The 15,858-nt window shown below is 65.8% G+C and carries 14 protein-coding genes; 7 read left to right on the forward strand and 7 right to left on the reverse strand.

The annotated features are described in order from the left end of the window. Positions 1-170: 170 nt before the first annotated feature. Positions 171-1,688, reverse strand: a complete 1,518-nt coding sequence (rpsA, locus tag EV191_RS21440) for a 30S ribosomal protein S1 (RefSeq protein ID WP_132878947.1) — start codon at positions 1,686-1,688, stop codon at positions 171-173. A 356-nt stretch (positions 1,689-2,044) separates the two neighbouring features. Here rpsA and EV191_RS21445 point away from each other — a divergent pair, with 356 nt between their 5' ends. The 5 genes from EV191_RS21445 to EV191_RS21465 all read left to right on the forward strand — a co-directional run bounded on the left by EV191_RS21445 (position 2,045) and on the right by EV191_RS21465 (position 7,064). Further along, positions 2,045-2,893, forward strand: a complete 849-nt coding sequence (locus EV191_RS21445) for a class I SAM-dependent methyltransferase (RefSeq protein ID WP_132878948.1) — start codon at positions 2,045-2,047, stop codon at positions 2,891-2,893. After that, positions 2,893-3,810, forward strand: a complete 918-nt coding sequence (locus EV191_RS21450; protein WP_132878949.1) for a GNAT family N-acetyltransferase — start codon at positions 2,893-2,895, stop codon at positions 3,808-3,810. Before EV191_RS21445 ends, EV191_RS21450 begins: the two co-directional genes overlap by 1 nt. A 103-nt stretch (positions 3,811-3,913) precedes the next feature. Continuing rightward, entirely contained in the window at positions 3,914-4,624 is a 711-nt protein-coding gene (locus EV191_RS21455) for an ABC transporter ATP-binding protein (protein WP_132878950.1), read from the forward strand. Beyond that, a complete protein-coding gene (locus EV191_RS21460) occupies positions 4,621-6,474 on the forward strand; it encodes a YhgE/Pip family protein (protein WP_132878951.1) in 1,854 nt (617 codons plus the stop codon). Before EV191_RS21455 ends, EV191_RS21460 begins: the two co-directional genes overlap by 4 nt. Next, positions 6,471-7,064 carry a TetR/AcrR family transcriptional regulator gene (locus EV191_RS21465; RefSeq protein WP_243659120.1) on the forward strand — a complete coding sequence of 198 codons (594 nt, stop codon included), beginning with the start codon at positions 6,471-6,473 and terminating at the stop codon, positions 7,062-7,064. Before EV191_RS21460 ends, EV191_RS21465 begins: the two co-directional genes overlap by 4 nt. 31 nt (positions 7,065-7,095) lie before the next feature. Here the strand turns inward: EV191_RS21465 and EV191_RS21470 are convergent, their stop codons facing one another. From EV191_RS21470 to polA, 3 genes are all read right to left on the reverse strand, one after another. Beyond that, positions 7,096-7,662 (reverse strand): Rossmann-fold NAD(P)-binding domain-containing protein, encoded by a 567-nt coding sequence (locus EV191_RS21470; protein ID WP_243659121.1) that lies wholly within the window; start codon positions 7,660-7,662, stop codon positions 7,096-7,098. A 69-nt stretch (positions 7,663-7,731) separates the two neighbouring features. Continuing rightward, on the reverse strand, positions 7,732-8,394 hold the full coding sequence (bluB, locus tag EV191_RS21475) for a 5,6-dimethylbenzimidazole synthase (RefSeq protein ID WP_132878953.1): 663 nt from the start codon (positions 8,392-8,394) through the stop codon (positions 7,732-7,734). Then, on the reverse strand, positions 8,394-11,120 hold the full coding sequence (gene polA / locus EV191_RS21480) for a DNA polymerase I (protein ID WP_132878954.1): 2,727 nt from the start codon (positions 11,118-11,120) through the stop codon (positions 8,394-8,396). Before polA ends, bluB begins: the two co-directional genes overlap by 1 nt. 117 nt (positions 11,121-11,237) lie before the next feature. On the opposite strand from polA, the gene EV191_RS21485 reads away from it, so the two are divergent. Together EV191_RS21485 and EV191_RS21490 are read left to right on the forward strand one after the other, a co-directional pair. Continuing rightward, positions 11,238-11,663 carry a PaaI family thioesterase gene (locus tag EV191_RS21485; protein ID WP_243659139.1) on the forward strand — a complete coding sequence of 142 codons (426 nt, stop codon included), beginning with the start codon at positions 11,238-11,240 and terminating at the stop codon, positions 11,661-11,663. A gap of 202 nt (positions 11,664-11,865) precedes the next feature. Beyond that, the gene (locus EV191_RS21490; RefSeq protein WP_424565490.1) at positions 11,866-13,152 is read left to right on the forward strand and encodes an ABC transporter substrate-binding protein; all 1,287 of its coding nucleotides are present in this window, start codon (positions 11,866-11,868) and stop codon (positions 13,150-13,152) included. Between the two features lie 109 nt (positions 13,153-13,261). Here the strand turns inward: EV191_RS21490 and EV191_RS21495 are convergent, their stop codons facing one another. From EV191_RS21495 to EV191_RS21505, 3 genes are read right to left on the reverse strand one after another with little or no spacing between them, the layout of a single operon-like run. Beyond that, positions 13,262-14,026, reverse strand: coding sequence for an ABC transporter ATP-binding protein (locus EV191_RS21495; RefSeq protein WP_132878955.1), 765 nt, complete (start codon positions 14,024-14,026; stop codon positions 13,262-13,264). Beyond that, entirely contained in the window at positions 14,023-14,874 is an 852-nt protein-coding gene (locus EV191_RS21500; protein ID WP_132878956.1) for an ABC transporter ATP-binding protein, read from the reverse strand. The genes EV191_RS21495 and EV191_RS21500 overlap by 4 nt, the downstream gene beginning before the upstream one ends. Further along, positions 14,864-15,856, reverse strand: coding sequence for a branched-chain amino acid ABC transporter permease (locus EV191_RS21505; protein WP_132878957.1), 993 nt, complete (start codon positions 15,854-15,856; stop codon positions 14,864-14,866). Before EV191_RS21505 ends, EV191_RS21500 begins: the two co-directional genes overlap by 11 nt. Between the last annotated feature and the right edge of the window lie 2 nt (positions 15,857-15,858).

The following is a 15,858-nucleotide window of genomic DNA, read 5'->3' on the forward strand; positions in this document are numbered from 1 at the left end:
ACCAGCTGATCACCGAACCGGGCACAGTCCTCCTGAAACGACATGATCGCCGCAACCTCTCATCGAGAGTGTTGCGACGATCATGTGAACCCGCCTCTTCCCGGTCGGGCGTTTCGTGTATGTCGCGGTGATCCCGTTCAGCCGGGTACCCGGCTGAACGGGTCTGCCGATCAGAGACCGCCGGAGAGCTTCTCCCGCAGAGCCGCGAGCTGCTCATCGCTGGCCAGCGAACCGCCCGTGCTCTGCGCGGCGTCCGCCACACCGGCACTGGAGGCGTAGTTCTGCTCGCCCTCGCCACCTTCCTCGGCAGCGGACTCGCCCGCCTGCGCGGCAGCCTCGGCGTCCGCCTCGGCCGCCTTGGCAACCTGCTTCATGTGCTGCTCGTAGCGAGCGTGCGCCTCCCCGTACTGGCGCTCCCACTCCTCACGCTGCTTGTCGTAGCCTTCCTGCCACTCCTGCGTGTCGGGGTCGAAGCCCTCGGGGTAGATGTAGTTGCCCTCGTTGTCGTACTCGGCGGCCATCCCGTACTGCGTCGGGTCGAACTCCGAGTCCGGAGTGAAGCCCTCGTTGGCTTGCTTGAGCGAGAGCGAAATCCGCCGACGCTCGAGGTCGATGTCGATGACCTTGACCATGACATCCCCGCCGACCTGGACGACCTGCTCCGGGATCTCCACGTGGCGCTCGGCCAGCTCGGAGATGTGCACCAGACCCTCGATGCCCTCGTCGACCCGAACGAACGCGCCGAACGGCACCAGCTTGGTGACCTTGCCCGGCACGATCTGACCGATCGCGTGGGTGCGGGCGAACTGCCGCCACGGGTCTTCCTGGGTGGCCTTCAGCGACAGCGAGACGCGCTCCCGGTCCATGTCGACCTCGAGCACCTCGACCGTGACTTCCTGGCCAACCTCGACAACCTCGGACGGGTGGTCGATGTGCTTCCAGGACAGCTCGGACACGTGCACCAGACCGTCCACGCCACCGAGGTCCACGAAGGCACCGAAGTTGACGATCGAGGACACGACGCCCTTGCGGACCTGGCCCTTCTGCAGCTGGTTGAGGAACTCGCTGCGCACCTCGGACTGGGTCTGCTCCAGCCAAGCGCGCCGGGAAAGCACCACGTTGTTGCGGTTCTTGTCCAGCTCGATGATCTTGGCCTCGAGCTCGCGGCCGACATACGGCTGCAGATCGCGAACCCTGCGCATTTCGACAAGCGAGGCGGGCAGGAAGCCACGCAGCCCGATGTCCAGGATCAGACCGCCCTTGACGACCTCGATCACGGTCCCGCGGACCGGCTCGTCGGCCTCCTTGAGCGCCTCGATGGTGCCCCAGGCGCGCTCGTACTGAGCACGCTTCTTGGACAGGATCAGGCGGCCTTCTTTGTCCTCCTTCTGCAGAACGAGGGCTTCGACCTCGTCGCCGACTTCGACAACCTCAGCCGGATCCACATCGTGCTTGATCGACAGTTCCCGCGAGGGGATGACACCCTCGGTCTTGTAGCCGATGTCTAGCAGCACTTCGTCGCGATCGACCTTGACGATAGTGCCCTCAACGATATCTCCGTCGTTGAAGTACTTGATGGTCTTGTCGATGGCGGCGAGGAAATCCTCCTCCGTCCCGACGTCATTGATGGCGACCTGTTGGATGGTCTGCGCGGGCGCAGTCGGGACAGCGGTGGTGTCGGTGGGCATTGGGTAGGTGGCTCCGGTACGGATTGGCTTAGTTGGCAGTTGTGTATCTGTGCACCGTGGGTTACCGAGGCCGTCGAGGCTGCCGACACACGCCGACAACGGTGGCGAAAATTCGCGAGGATCGCTGAGATCGCTGCCGATGCCGCCGGTACGCGAGCCGAAACTCTCGGCATTTGGTGAACAAGCCACCAGTATACCGAACCAGGCCGACGCGTAACCCACTGCGCGGGCGGTATCGTACGCGCCCAGGTGATCAGTAGGCAAACCCGGGGTCGTGGTCACGGCCGCATGACGCCCTGCACAGCCAACCCGCCAATCCCAGAACAGTCGAGTACGAAAGACGGTGTCCACCCGACGTGGCTGACCCGCATGCCTCGGATAACCCGCACCACGGCGCCGAACTGCACCTTGGCACGGTCGGCCCGGCCACCCGCGACGTCTCCGCCGCGGAAACCACACGCGCGACGGCCGCGTGGTGGGACGCGGACGCGGATGATTACCAAGCCACCCATGGCGCATTCCTCGGCGCCGCCGACTTCGTCTGGTGCCCGGAGGGACTCACGGAGACGGAGGCCGGGCTGCTCGGCCCGGTCGACGGCAGGGATGTTCTCGAGGTCGGCTGCGGTTCCGGATCCTGTGCCCGATGGTTGGCCGACCATGGCGCCAGAGCCGTCGGACTCGATCTCTCCGCCGGCATGCTCCGACATGCGCACGCCGGCAATATCGAGACTGGACTCGCCGTTCCGCTGATTCGGGCAACCGCCGAGCAGCTGCCATTCGGCACGGACAGCTTCGACCTCGCCTGCTCGGCTTTCGGCGCGATCCCGTTCGTCGCACGGCTGGAGCGGACCTTCGCCGAGATCGCTCGGGTACTGCGTCCCGGCGGGCGCTGGGTTTTCGCGGTCACCCATCCGATGCGCTGGATCTTTCCCGATGATCCAGGACCAACCGGATTGACCGCAGCCGTGTCGTACTTCGACCGCACGCCATACGTCGAGGTGGACGCCGAGGGCAGAGCGACCTACGTGGAACACCACCGAACCCTTGGCGACTACGTCCGCGCCCTGCACGAATCCGGCCTGCGGCTGGTGGACCTCATCGAGCCGGAGTGGCCGGCCGGCCATACCCGGATCTGGGGCCAGTGGAGCCCCCTGCGCGGCAAGCTCTTTCCCGGTACCGCGATTTTCTGCGCTACCGTGCGGTGATGAGCAACGGTGCCAGGGCCCTTCTCGAGGCTCAAGCGCACCGGTTCGCATCCCTGGACGCGCTGTTGCCCGGCGCGCCCGCGCCGCCCGAGGGAGACGTACTCACCGCGGCACTCGACGACGGCCGTCGGGTGGCCGGCTTGTTGCTGCACAGCACCCATGACGAGCATCAGCTCAGCAGCCTGTGGTCGGCGCGCCGGGTCTGGGAGCTGCACCCATTGACTGGCGACACCGGGCGGCGCGGCATGGATGCGTTACTGCGCGCCTGGCGTGGCCGGCTGGACCGGACCCCGGAGACGCAGGGCGATACCGCCTGCGTCATCACCTGGCCGAGCAGGGACATCGCCGCCGCAAGGGCGCTGCTCGACCATGGCATGGTGCCCCTGTCGGTGTTGGCGATCCGGACGGAACCAGCACCGGAGCCCGACCCGTCCCCGGTGACCGTACGCCTGGCCGAACCGGATGACCTTGCCGCCGTCGTCGACCTGACGATGATCGAGCTGCACTACTCCGCGCTGGTCGGGCCGAGCACCGTGCGCGCGAACGCCGCGGAACTCAAACGGGACCATTACCGGCATCGCCTGGAACGTGAGGAGCCAGTGTGGCTGGCCGAACGGGACGGGGTGCCCGTCGGCATCGCTGACTGCACCGTGTCCACTATCGACTTCGAAGCCATCCTGCCAAGGGGACGCTGGGGACACGTCAACACGGTGTCCACTCACCCGGACGTCCGGGGCGGCGGCGTCGGCCGACGACTCATGGCGCAAGCACACATCGATCTGCAACGTCGCGGCGTGCGCGGCAGCTACCTCTATTACAACCTCGCCAATCCATTGTCCTCGGTGTTCTGGCCGCAGCAACACTATCGTCCACTGTGGACAATCTGGGAAGCGCGACCGGCCAGCGCGCTGCGCTAGATCTCGCACTCACTCGATCGAGCGACCTACCTCTCAATCGACTTGCTTGTTCAGCGAACCAGTAGCAGTCTTTAGACTGACTGGTCAGTTCAAGGAGGCGGCGATGCGGATCAGCGTGGAACGGGCGTCCGTACAGGGCGCGCACGGGCCACTGCTTACCGCGACCTCGCTCGAGGTCAGCACGGGCGAGGTGGCGATCGTCAGCGGCGATACCGGCCATACCGCGCTGGGGCTGGTGCTCGCGGGACGACTCTCGCCAGGCAGCGGCGTTGCTGGTTGGCGGGCCACGCCACACGCCGCCCCGGATCACCGAGCGCTGCGTACGCGGGTCGCGCTGATTGACGCGCCCGGTGTCAGTGAACCGGATGACGGGCTGCGACTACGCGATGTCGTCGCTGAAGAGCTGGCACACGCGCGCACCGCCGCCGGACGCCGCGCCGTCACGCGCTGGTTGGTCAACCAGCAGCTGACCGAACATGCCGATACCCGGATGGACAACCTGCCCGCAAGCGTCCGGATCAGTGCGCTCGTTGAGCTTGTCACCGCCCGCGCGAGCACCCGAGTACTCGTACTCGACCAACCTGATCGGCACCTGTCCGAGCCAGCTGGCTGGCTACCGCTGGCACTACGACATGCGCGGCATGGATTCGCGTTCATCGTACTGTGCCGGCCGAACACGGCCGCGCTGCTGCCGTTTCCCGCCGCGCGAATCGGCTCCACCGCGCAACCCGAGCCAACCGACCTGCGGCTCACCGACGCATCCAGGACCACCGCGACGGGCGTTCCAGCTGACGCGGAAAGCGACTCCCGATGAACACTCTCCGACTCGCCCGTAACGAGTTCCGCCGGATTACCGCGGGCAGGTTGCCGAAGCTGGCCGTGCTCGCGCTGATCCTGGTGCCCCTGCTGTACGGCGCGTTGTATCTGTACGCGAACGCGGACCCCTACGACCGACTGGATCGGGTACCCGCGGCACTGGTCGTCGCCGATCGCGGCGCCGACGGCGCTGACGGCGAACACACCAATGCTGGCCAGCGCATCGCCGATCAGCTGATCGAATCCGGCGCTTTCGAATGGCACCGGGTCTCCGAGTCCGAAGCGCAGATCGGGGTACGCGAGGGTCAGTACACGTTCGCGCTGACCGTGCCCCGCGACTTCACCGCGGCCCTGTACTCCTCGGCCGATTTCCAGCCGCGTACCGGAACCCTGCAGTTAACCACCAACGACGCGAATAACTACCTTGCCGGAACGATCGCCGACAAGCTGGGCAGCGAGATCCGCAAATCGGTCGCGAGCGAGGTGGGCACCCAGGCGGCCGACCAGTTTCTTGCTGGTTTCGGCACGATCCACCAACAAGTCAGCAAGGCGAGTCAGGGAGCTGTCGAACTCACCAAGGGCGCGGGAAAACTGAGCCAGGGCACCACCGACTTGCTCGGCGGTAGCGAACGGCTGGCCGGCGGTCTACAGACCCTGCAAGACAAGACGGCCGACCTCCCGGGACAGAGCGAGCGGCTGGCCGAAGGGGCACGCCAGGTAGCCGCTGGCAACGAGCGGGTGGCACAAGCGGGCAATGAACTCGCGGGCACCACCCAGCAACTCGTGAACCGGCTGGACGGGATGCCGGACCGGATCGCGGAGCGGTTGCGCGCGGCCGGAGTCGCCGAGGCCGACGTGCAGCAGGTGCTCACTGAGCTCGGTCAGTTGCACACGCCGATCGCCGAGGCCAACGGGAAGGTGCAGGACACCGCCGGCCAGCTACGCACCCTCGCCAACGGCGCGGAGCAGGTATCCAGCGGCGCCGACCAACTCGCTGGTTCCGCCCCCGAACTCACCAACGGCATCAGTACCGCCAGTTCCGGCGCCGATGAGCTACTTGCCGGCGCCCGCAAGTTGGACACCGGCGCGGGAGACCTGCACGACGGTAGTACCGAGCTACGTAATGGGTTGCGTGACGGCCTCAAGGAGATCCCGAATCCGGATGAGCAAACTCGCGAGGACACCGCGAACACCATCGGTGATCCGGTCGGCGTGCAGACCACCGGTCAAGCCAGCGCCGGCAGTTACGGTGCCGGACTCGCGCCCTTCTTCCTCTCGCTTGCCGCCTGGATCGGCGCGTTCGTGCTTTTCCTCTTACTGCGGCCGCTGTCCAGTCGCGCGCTCGCCGCCGGTCAGCCTGCCTGGCGGGTGGCACTCGCCGGCTGGTTCCCCGCCGCGCTCCTCGGGCTCTGCCAGGTAGTCGTGATGTTCGCGGTGGTCGTCTGGCTCGTCGGCATCACCCCGGCGCATCCCATCCAGGCACTCGGCGTGCTTGCGCTCGCCTCGCTTGCGTTTACCGCGATCCTGCACGCGCTGAATGCCGCACTCGGCGCGGTAGGCAAGTTCCTCGGTCTGCTGATCCTGATCCTGCAGCTGGTCAGCGCCGGCGGCACGTTCCCGTGGCAGACCATCCCCGACGCCCTGCAACCATTGCACCAGGTGTTGCCGATGGGCTACGTCGTACATGGGCTACGGCACACGTTGTACGCGGGGGCGAGCATGGATATTGGCGGCGATATCGCGGTGCTGATCGCCTATCTGATCGGCGCGCTGGCACTGACCACGGCCGCGGCCTACCGCCAACGAGTATGGACACCGAGCAAACTCAAACCGGAACTGGTGCTATGACGACATCGTCCACCGAACGTACCGCCGCAACCAAGCGCAAGCTTTTCGAGGCCACGCTTGACCTGATCGGCACCCGGGGGCTCGGCACGGTCACCGTCGACGAGATCGCCACACGCGCGGGCGTAGCGAAAGGCACCGTCTACTACAACTTCGGCAGCAAGGACGCGCTCATTGAAGCGTTGTTGCGCTATGGCGTCGCGCTACTTGCCGACCGGCTCCGGCACGGCGCGGGGGACGCCGAGCACGCGATTGAGTCCATTGTGGATGCAATGCTTGGCTTTATCGAGGAGTTCCCCAGTTTCGCCCAATTGCTCGTCGGCGAGCTGTGGCGGACACCTGGGCAGTGGCATGCCACCTTGGCATTGCTACGAGCCGATGTCGTGTCGATCATCAAGGATCAGGTCCAGCACAGTGTTCGCCTCGGCCGGATTCCCGACTCGGTTGATCCGGCCACCGCATCCGCCGCCCTGTTCGGCACCGTACTGGTCATCGCCTTGGATTGGCGGGTCTTTCAGCCGGATCGCACGCGGGCAGAGGTACGCGACGGGATCATGGTTCTGATCAGTGGCCTGCGTGGTGCCCTGGCATGACGGCGGCTATCCCCGTGACGTCGCCGTAGGATCACGCCATCGCGGCCGACTGCTGTCGCTCCCCGATCTGATGCACCGAGGAGGGCAGCTCGGCAACTGCCCGCCGCACCGCGGCGGCTACCCCATCGGTCACTTCGGCATGCGTCAGTCCACGAACGGCCGCGCCCTGGGCGGCGAACAACAATTGCACACGTTGGCTGGGACGAGCCGGGAACCACTGCTCGGGGACCGCGTCCGCGGGATCGCCAGAGTCACAGCCATACACTTCCACCACCGGCGCATCGTCTGCGAGTAACGGTGCCACGGCATCCAGGACCGCGTCCCGGTAGATCGCGTGTAACCAGGCGATCAGTAGATCAGCAGGGCCGTCGAGCGCCCTGGCCGCACCATCCGCGAGTCGGCGCGGCTCCGCCCAGCTCGCCTCCACCCACAGGGCTTTGCCCGCCGGCGCGGTCGACTCCCTTGGCCGACTGGGTCGCACCGGAAGGGGACAGTACCGCCTGCTCGGTAGCACAACCCGCCAACCGTCCGCGACGAGCAGCTCCGCGCATCGCGTCAACATTCCGGAACCACTCAGAATCAGCGCACGTTTGGGCATGTGATCCACGTTACTCACCGGTGCAACCGGTGCGCCCCCGCCGATCGATGGCTATTCGCTCGTGGCGCGCTACTCGGCGCCGGGAACGGTGGTCTCCGGGTGGCCAAACCGGTCGTAATGCAGTACCGATTCCACCGGAGTACGGCTACGCCAGCCGTGCCGCTCCAGGTCTGGCTTCTCCTGCAGCTGCGTCACCGGACCAAGGCACAGCCAGGCCACCGGCCGCACCTGGTCTGGTATGCCAAGCAGCTCGCGCAGGAACGCTTCCTCGAAGAAGCTCACCCAGCCAACGCCGAACCCTTCCGCGGTCGCCGCCAACCAGAGATTCTGGATTGCCAGGCATACCGAATAGAGCCCGGTATCGGCGATGGTGTGCCGTCCGAGCACGGCCGGTCCGCCCCTGCTGGCGTCATAGGTCACCACGACTGACAGGCTCGACTCGAGGATTCCCTCGATCTTGACCCGTGCGAAGGTACTCGCCCGCTCCCCTTCGAGCTCGGCCGCGAAGCGCTGCCCACAGGACCGGACATGTTCCCGGAACTCCGACCGCAGACCCCGGTCGCGCACCAGGATGAAGTCCCATGGCTGCGACATGCCCACGCTCGGCGCGGCATGCGCCGCCTCGAGCATTCGGCGCAGCACCGCCCCGTCCACTGGTTCGCCGGTGAACTCGGCACGCACATCGCGCCGCTGGTGCAGCACCTGGTAAAAGGCATCAATGGGGTCCGCCATCAGTGGGCCGCGTCATCCCAGCTACGCCCGAACCCGACGGACACCTCCAACGGCACGGCAAGCTGGTATGCGGAACCCATCTGTTCGCGAACCACCGCCTCCACCGTCTCCCGCTCCCCCTCGGAGACCTCGAGGACGAGTTCGTCGTGTACCTGCAACAGGATCCTGCTGCGCGCGCCGGCCGCCACGAGCTGGCGGTGTACGCCGAGCATGGCCACCTTGATGATGTCCGCGGCGCTGCCCTGAATGGGCGCGTTCAGCGCCATGCGCTCGGCCATTTCCCTGCGCTGCCGGTTGTCACTGGTCAGATCCGGGAGATACCGCCGGCGACCGAAGATCGTGGAGGTGTAGCCGTCCTTACGAGCCTGGTCGACGACCGCGTGCAAGTAGTCCCGGACGGCGCCGAACCGCGCGAAGTAGGCGTCCATCTGCTCCTTGGCCTCGTCATTGGAAATGCGCAGCTGCTGCGCGAGACCGTAGGTGGACAGCCCGTAAGCCAGCCCGTAGGACATCGCCTTGACCCGATGACGCAGTTCGGCGGTCACCTCGTCCGGTGGCACGTTGAACGCCCGCGAGCCCACATAGGTATGCAGGTCCTCGCCGGAGTTGAAGGCTTCGATCAAGCCTTCGTCCCCAGACAGATGGGCCATGATGCGCATCTCGATCTGGCTGTAGTCGGCTGTCATCAGCTCCGTGTAGCCTTCGCCAACCACGAAGGCCTCTCGGATGCGCCGCCCCTCCTCTGTCCGAATCGGAATGTTCTGCAGGTTGGGGTCAGTCGAGGAAAGCCGACCGGTGGCGGCGATGGTCTGGTGCAGTGTGGTGTGCACCCTGCCGTCCGCGGCTACCGATTTGATCAGTCCATCTACTGTGGACTTCAGACGGGTGGCGTCCCGGTGCTCCAGCAGATGCCGCAGGAACGGGTGCTCGGTCTGGCCATACAGCTGCTGCAGGGCCTCCGCGTCGGTGGTGTACCCGGTCTTGGTGCGCTTGGTCTTTGGCATGCCCAGCTCGTCAAAGAGCACCACCTGGAGCTGCTTCGGCGAACCGAGGTTGATCTCCTTGCCGATGACGGCGTAGGCCTCCTGTTCGGCCTGTTTGACTCGCCCGGCATAGTGCGCCTCGAGCGCGCTCAGCTCGTCGACGTCCACCGCGATGCCCGCCGATTCGAGCTCGGCTATTACTTGCAGCAGCGGCAGTTCGATCTCCGCAAGTAGCGCCGCCGAACCGATCTCCTCGAGCGCGGCGGCCAGTGCCTCGGCCAGTTCCGCGATCGCGCGGGCGCGAACCAGTTCGGCGTCCGCGAGCCGTGCCAGCTCGGCCGCTTCGTCTGGTTCGGCGTCCAACAGCGAGAGCTGCCCGTCACCGGATTCCTCGGCTTCCGAGCGCAGCTCCTTGTGTAGGTACCGGACGGCTAGGTCGTCCAACGCGAACGAACGTTGCCCTGGCCGGACGAGGTAGGCGGCGAGCGCGGTATCCATCCGCAGCCCGGCGAACCGCCAACCACGCGCCCGCACCGCGTGCAGACCGAGCTTGAGATCGTGGCCGACCTTTGCCCTAGCCGGGTCGGCCAGCCACTCGGCGAGGGCACGTTCATCCGCTTCGGTCAGCGTGCGCACGGTGATGTGGGTGCCGACCCCCGCCGTGTTGGCCAGCGTGATCGACTCGACGTCGGCGTTGCCGACGACGCCGATACAGCGCAGCGAGATACCGAGCGGTTCCGCGCCGTGTTCGGCCAGCCATGCCCCGAGCTCGCCTGGTTGCAGTGGCCCGCCACTGACCTCGAATCCGCTGTCCGCCTCGGGTTCGGCCGTGCCGAGTGTGGCGAACAGCCGATCGCGCAGCACGCGAAACTCGAGGTCATCGAAGAGCCGGTGAATCGCGTCCCGGTCCCAGTTACGCACCTCGAGCGCGTCCGGCGCGACCTCCAGCGGAACTTCCCTGACCAGCTCGGTCAGCTGACGGTTCAGCATCACGGCATCCAGATGCGCGCGCAGCGCGTCCCCGGTCTTGCCTTTCACCTGATCCACCCGGTCGACCAGCTCGGCGAGTGAGCCGAACTCCCGTACCCACTTCGCCGCCGTCTTCTCTCCAACACCGGGGATGCCGGGCAGGTTGTCCGAGGGATCGCCACGCAGCGCCGCGAAATCGGGGTACTGCGCCGGCGTCAGCCCGTACTTCTCCTGCACCGCGTCCGGGGTGAATCGGGCGAGGTCGGACACGCCCTTCTTGGGGTACAGCACGGTTACGTCGTCGGTGACCAGCTGCAGGGCGTCGCGATCCCCAGTGCAGATGGATACCGCGTAATCGAGTTCGCGCGCCTGCGTGGTCAACGTGGCGATGATGTCATCGGCCTCGTAGTCGTCCTTGCTCAGCGCGGTGATACCAAGCGCGGCTAGGACGTCCTGGATCAGACTCACTTGGCCCTTGAACTCGTCCGGTGTGGTCGACCTGTTCGCCTTGTACTCGGCGTAGGTCGCGCTGCGGAACGTCTTGCGCGACACGTCAAAGGCGACCGCGATATGCGTCGGCTGCTCATCGCGCAGTAAGTTGATCAACATCGAGGTGAAGCCGTACACCGCGTTGGTGACATGCCCCGTGGTGGTGCGGAAGTTCTCCGCGGGCAGCGCGAAGAACGCGCGGTAGGCGAGCGAATGGCCGTCCAGCAGCAGCAACCGATGCTGCCCGCTGGTCTGTTCGGCTGGAGTCGGTGCGGTGGCGTTCACGCCGGCGAGTCTAAGGTGAGGAGCCGACAGTGCCGCATCGGCGTGACCAGTCCGCGACCGAGCGCGGCGACACCGCTACGGAGGTAAGTCGTGACCTCGTCGCAACCGCCAGCCGACATCGGCGGAGCAAACCCGGATGACCTGCCCGGCTTCGCTCCGGATGCGGCCGCCGAGCAGCTAGCCGACCGAATGGGTATCAAGATCACCGACACGACCCCGGATCGGGTGGTTGGCACCATGCCAGTGGCCGGGAACCGTCAGCCGTATGGGCTACTGCATGGCGGCGCGAACGCGGTGCTGGCCGAAACCTTGGGCTCAATGTCGGCCGCGCTATCCGTTGGTCTGGATCGCGCGACGATGGGGCTCGAACTGACCTGCACGCACCACCGGGCGGCACTCGAGGGCGAGGTCACCGGGGTGGCCACGCCCGTGCACGTCGGCCGGTCCACGGCCACGGTGGAAATCGTGATCACCGATTCCGCTGGTCGGCGGACCTGCACTGCCCGGCTGACCTGCATCGTTCGGGATAAGCCGCCGGGCTGAGCAGCGACGTGTCGCGCGCCGCACGGCGCCACCCAGGTTGCGGCTCGATCGCAATTGTGTCCTACATCTCCCACGGTGGAGTGAGGGCATTTACTCTTTGCGATCACATCGGGTAGCACGGGTCGTCCAGGTGATCCTCGGGTCGCGTGGCGTCGGGGACCCGCACCGAGGCCGGGTAACAACCGAACAACCGGAGGCTGGCGTGCGATTCTCCACGGGACTACGAACGGCGGCGACCGTAGCCATTACCGCCCTGATGCTCGCTGCCTGCGGCGGCGACGAGGGCGGTGACGACGGCGGCAACGGCGGGGCGGGGCAACAGGCGGACGCCGCGAAAGGCAATGGCGTCCTCGAGTTTGGCTATGTACTGCCGGAGACCGGTGAGCTGGCTTATCTCGGACCGCCGCAGGTTGAGGCGTTGAATTACGCGGTCAGCCAGATCAATGACGCGGGCGGAGTACTCGAGAAGCCGATTCCGGACGTCGTTGGCCGGGACGAGGCCGCGCAGGAAGCCGTCGCGACACAGTCGGCCGATCAGGTGCTTGGCGCGGGCGTGGACGCGATCATCGGGGCCGCGGCGTCCGGTATGTCGCTGGCGATCATCGACAAGATCACCGGCGCGCAGGTCGCTCAGTGTTCCGGCTCGAACACCGCGCCGACGTTTACCGACTACGACGACGGGGGCTACTACTTCCGGACGGCGCCAAGTGATGTTCTACAGGGACCGGTGTTGGCGAACACCATCATCGGCGACGGTCGCTCGAACGTCGCACTGGTCGCCAGAGCTGACGACTACGGCCGTGGCCTGATGGACGCGACCAAGAAGAGCCTGGAAGACAGCGGGGCCACGGTGGCCCTCGCGGAAACCTACGACCCCAAGTCGACGAACTTCGCCCCGGTAATCCAGAAGATCAGCAACACCAATCCCGACGCTGTCGCGGTGATCGGCTTCGAGGAAGGCACCCAGATCCTGCAGGGCATGCTCGAAGCCGACCTCGGTCCGGACAAGATCGGCGTCTACGGCGCTGACGGACTTCGCAACACCGACCTCGCCTCGCTGGTCTCCAAGGATGATCCTGGCCGGCTGTCCGGGATGAAAGGCACCGCACCGGCCTCTGTGGACAACGAGGAATTCGTCTCGGGTCTGCAAAAGTTCGCACCGGATCTCGCGGAGCTGCAATTCGCGCCGCAGGTGTTCGACTGCGTGAACATCATCGCGCTGGCCGCCGAACAGGCGAAATCCGATGACCCGCGGGAGTTCGCTCCCGAGATCGTGAGCGTCACCAAGGACGGCGAGAAATGCGGTTCGTTCGAGGAATGCAAGCAGTTGATCGCCGATGGCAAGGACATCGACTACGACGGTGTGAGCGGGCCGCTCGACTTCGTGGACGCCGGCGAGCCTGGCCAGGCATCGATTGAGGTCTACACGTACAACGACCAGGGCAAACTCGAAACGGTCGGCACCGAGCAGAGCAAACTGCAGAACTGATCAACCGCAGCCTGAAGAGAATACGACAGTGAGCGAGTCGGTAGCCACGCCCGGTCACCGCACCCTTGAGAGATCTTGCGGTGACTGTGCGTAGCGGTACGGCTGGCTGTCAGCGAACCCGTGCCAGGGTGCCCAGGTAGTATTCGACGACCTTAGGGTCGGCAAGTAGCTGGGCACCCTGGCCGGTGTACGCGTTGCTCCCCTGGTCGAGCACGTAGCCACGATCACAGATCTGCAAGCAGCGTCGGGCATTCTGCTCGACCATCACGATGGACACGCCCGCCGCGTTGATCCGCCGGATCTGCTCGAACACCTGATCCTGAAAAGCCGGCGAGAGTCCAGCCGACGGCTCGTCGAGGAGCAGCACGTCCGGCTCGGCCATCAGCACGCGTCCCATCGCGAGCATCTGCCGCTCACCACCGGACATCGAACCGGCGCGCTGCTTTCGGCGGTCCGCCAGCCTGCCGAACAGCTCGGCGACATGCGCGAACCGTCGGTCGAATTCCTTGGGCCGAAGGTAGGTACCCATGCGCAGGTTTTCCTCGACCGTCAGTGCCGGAAACACGTTGTCGCGCTGCGGAACATAACCAATCCCCTTGGCCACCAGCTTGTGCGCGGCGACGTTGGTGATATCCATACCGCGTAGCTGGACGGTTCCCGACCGGACCCGGACCAGTCCGACCATCGCCTTCACCAGCGTTGATTTTCCCGCGCCGTTCGGCCCGATCACCCCGACCAGCTCGGATTCCGCGAGCCGTAGCCCGCAGGAGTCCAGCACGTTCACCTCCGGCACGTATCCGGCGACGAGCTTGTCGGCGACGAGCAGTGGTGGCGCGGCGGTGGCATCGGCGCTGGAGTCTTCGTGCGGCGTCATGATGGTTGCTCCGGACTCGACGGTTCGTCATGGTGTTTACCGAGATACGCGTCGATCACCGCGGGATTGGCTCCGATGGCACGCGGTGGCCCTTCGGCGATCACCGACCCCTCGGCAAGGCAGACCACCCAGTCGCTTGTCGTCATCACCATGTCCATGTCGTGTTCGACGAAACACACCGTCATCCCCTCGTCGCGCAGTGACGTGATGTGTTCCAGTAGTGATTGCGCGAGCGCGGGGTTGACCCCCGCCATGGGCTCATCGAGCATCAACATCCTGGGACGTGTCATCAGTGCCCTGGCCAGCTCGAGTAGCTTGCGCTGCCCGCCGGACAGGGTTCCGGCGTGCGCCTCGCGCAGATGGTCAAGGCGAAATCGAGCGAGCAGCTCGTCGGCCAGTTCCCGGTAACGGTTCTCCTGGCCACGCCAGAGGGGGCGAACCAGCGAAGCGAACATACCCTCGCCGCGCTGATTCGTGGCGGCGAGCTGAAGATTCTCCAGTACGGTCAGCCGGGCGAGCGCTTTGGTGAGCTGGAAGGTCCGCACCATGCCCAACCGGGCGACGCGATGCGCGGCCATGCCGCGAAGTTCGGTTCCGGCGAAGGACCAGTTACCGGCACTCGGCCGGTCGAATCCGGTCAGCACGTTGAACAGCGTGGTCTTTCCGGCACCGTTTGGGCCGATCAGCGCGGTGATCGCGCCACGCTGTAGCTCGAGATGGTCCACGTCCACGGCGTTGAGTCCGCCAAAGGAGCGGCGCACGCCATCGGCGGCGAGGATCGGATCGGGTTTGCTCGCGCCTGGCTCGGCGGCCACATTGGACAGTGTGGCGGTTGATTCATCGACCATTGAGCACCATCTCTTCCTTGCGGCCGAGAATGCCTTGTGGTCGGAAAACCATCAATAGCAGCAAACCCAACCCCACGAGCGCGAACCGCACCGCGCCGGCCTGCGGAGCGCCGATAATGTCCGAGGATATGTAGCCGGCCGCGATGGCTTGGCGCAGCAGCGCGTCGAAGAACACGACGACGAACCAGAACACGACCGCGCCGAGCAGCGGCCCGGCGATCCGGCCGGCTCCGCCGAGGACGAGCAGGGTGTACACGAAGAAGGTGACTACCGGATCGAAACTGTCCGGGTTGGCGGACTGCGTGTTGATCACCATCACCATGCCGCCGAACGAACCGATGACCCCGCCGAGGATCAGGCTCTGTAACTTGTACACGTACACGTTCTTGCCAAGGCTGCGGGCGGCGTTCTCGTCCTCGCGGATCGATCGGATGACCCGTCCCCACGGGCTGTGGATCAGTAAGTAGACGAACACCGTGGCAAGCGCGACCAGCCCCCAACCAAGCACCATCACCCACAAGTCCCTGTTGCTGAAGGTGATTGACCCGATCCCGTACTCCCCGGCCGGGAACGGGTTCAGTTCGTAGAACTCGTTGGCGAAGCGCTGCAGCCCGAATACCCCGCCGGTCAAGGGTTCCGCGTAACTGGAGCGATAGAACAGGCGAAGTATCTCCCCGGCTGCGATGGTGGCGATGGCCAGGTAGTCCGAACGTAGCCGCAGGGTGGGTGCCCCGAGCAACAGGGCGAGCACGATCGCGCACAGCACTCCGACGAGCACGCCCAACCACAGGGATAGCCCGAAAACCGACACCGAGATCGCCACGCCGTACGCACCGACCAGCATGAAGGCGACCTGGCCGAAGTTGAGCAACCCGGTGTATCCGAAATGGATGTTCAGACCGATCGCGGCCAGGGCGTAGGCCGCCGCCACCGGACCGATCGCTCCGGTGACCGCCGCGGAAAGGATCGCTGCGAAGTCCATGG

Source organism: Tamaricihabitans halophyticus (genome assembly GCF_004340875.1).
In the GTDB taxonomy this organism is placed as follows: Bacteria; Actinomycetota; Actinomycetes; order Mycobacteriales; family Pseudonocardiaceae; genus Tamaricihabitans; species Tamaricihabitans halophyticus.

Coding starts and splice junctions, on each gene's coding strand:
- bluB (WP_132878953.1), bottom strand. CDS start 8,394: ATGGCGGACCCCATTGATGCCTTTTACCAGGTGCTGCACCAGCGGCGC.
- EV191_RS21470 (WP_243659121.1), bottom strand. CDS start 7,662: ATGCCCAAACGTGCGCTGATTCTGAGTGGTTCCGGAATGTTGACGCGA.
- EV191_RS21465 (WP_243659120.1), top strand. CDS start 6,471: ATGACGACATCGTCCACCGAACGTACCGCCGCAACCAAGCGCAAGCTT.
- EV191_RS21495 (WP_132878955.1), bottom strand. CDS start 14,026: ATGACGCCGCACGAAGACTCCAGCGCCGATGCCACCGCCGCGCCACCA.
- EV191_RS21460 (WP_132878951.1), top strand. CDS start 4,621: ATGAACACTCTCCGACTCGCCCGTAACGAGTTCCGCCGGATTACCGCG.
- EV191_RS21500 (WP_132878956.1), bottom strand. CDS start 14,874: ATGGTCGATGAATCAACCGCCACACTGTCCAATGTGGCCGCCGAGCCA.
- rpsA (WP_132878947.1), bottom strand. CDS start 1,688: ATGCCCACCGACACCACCGCTGTCCCGACTGCGCCCGCGCAGACCATC.
- EV191_RS21505 (WP_132878957.1), bottom strand. CDS start 15,856: ATGGACTTCGCAGCGATCCTTTCCGCGGCGGTCACCGGAGCGATCGGT.
- EV191_RS21450 (WP_132878949.1), top strand. CDS start 2,893: ATGAGCAACGGTGCCAGGGCCCTTCTCGAGGCTCAAGCGCACCGGTTC.
- EV191_RS21455 (WP_132878950.1), top strand. CDS start 3,914: ATGCGGATCAGCGTGGAACGGGCGTCCGTACAGGGCGCGCACGGGCCA.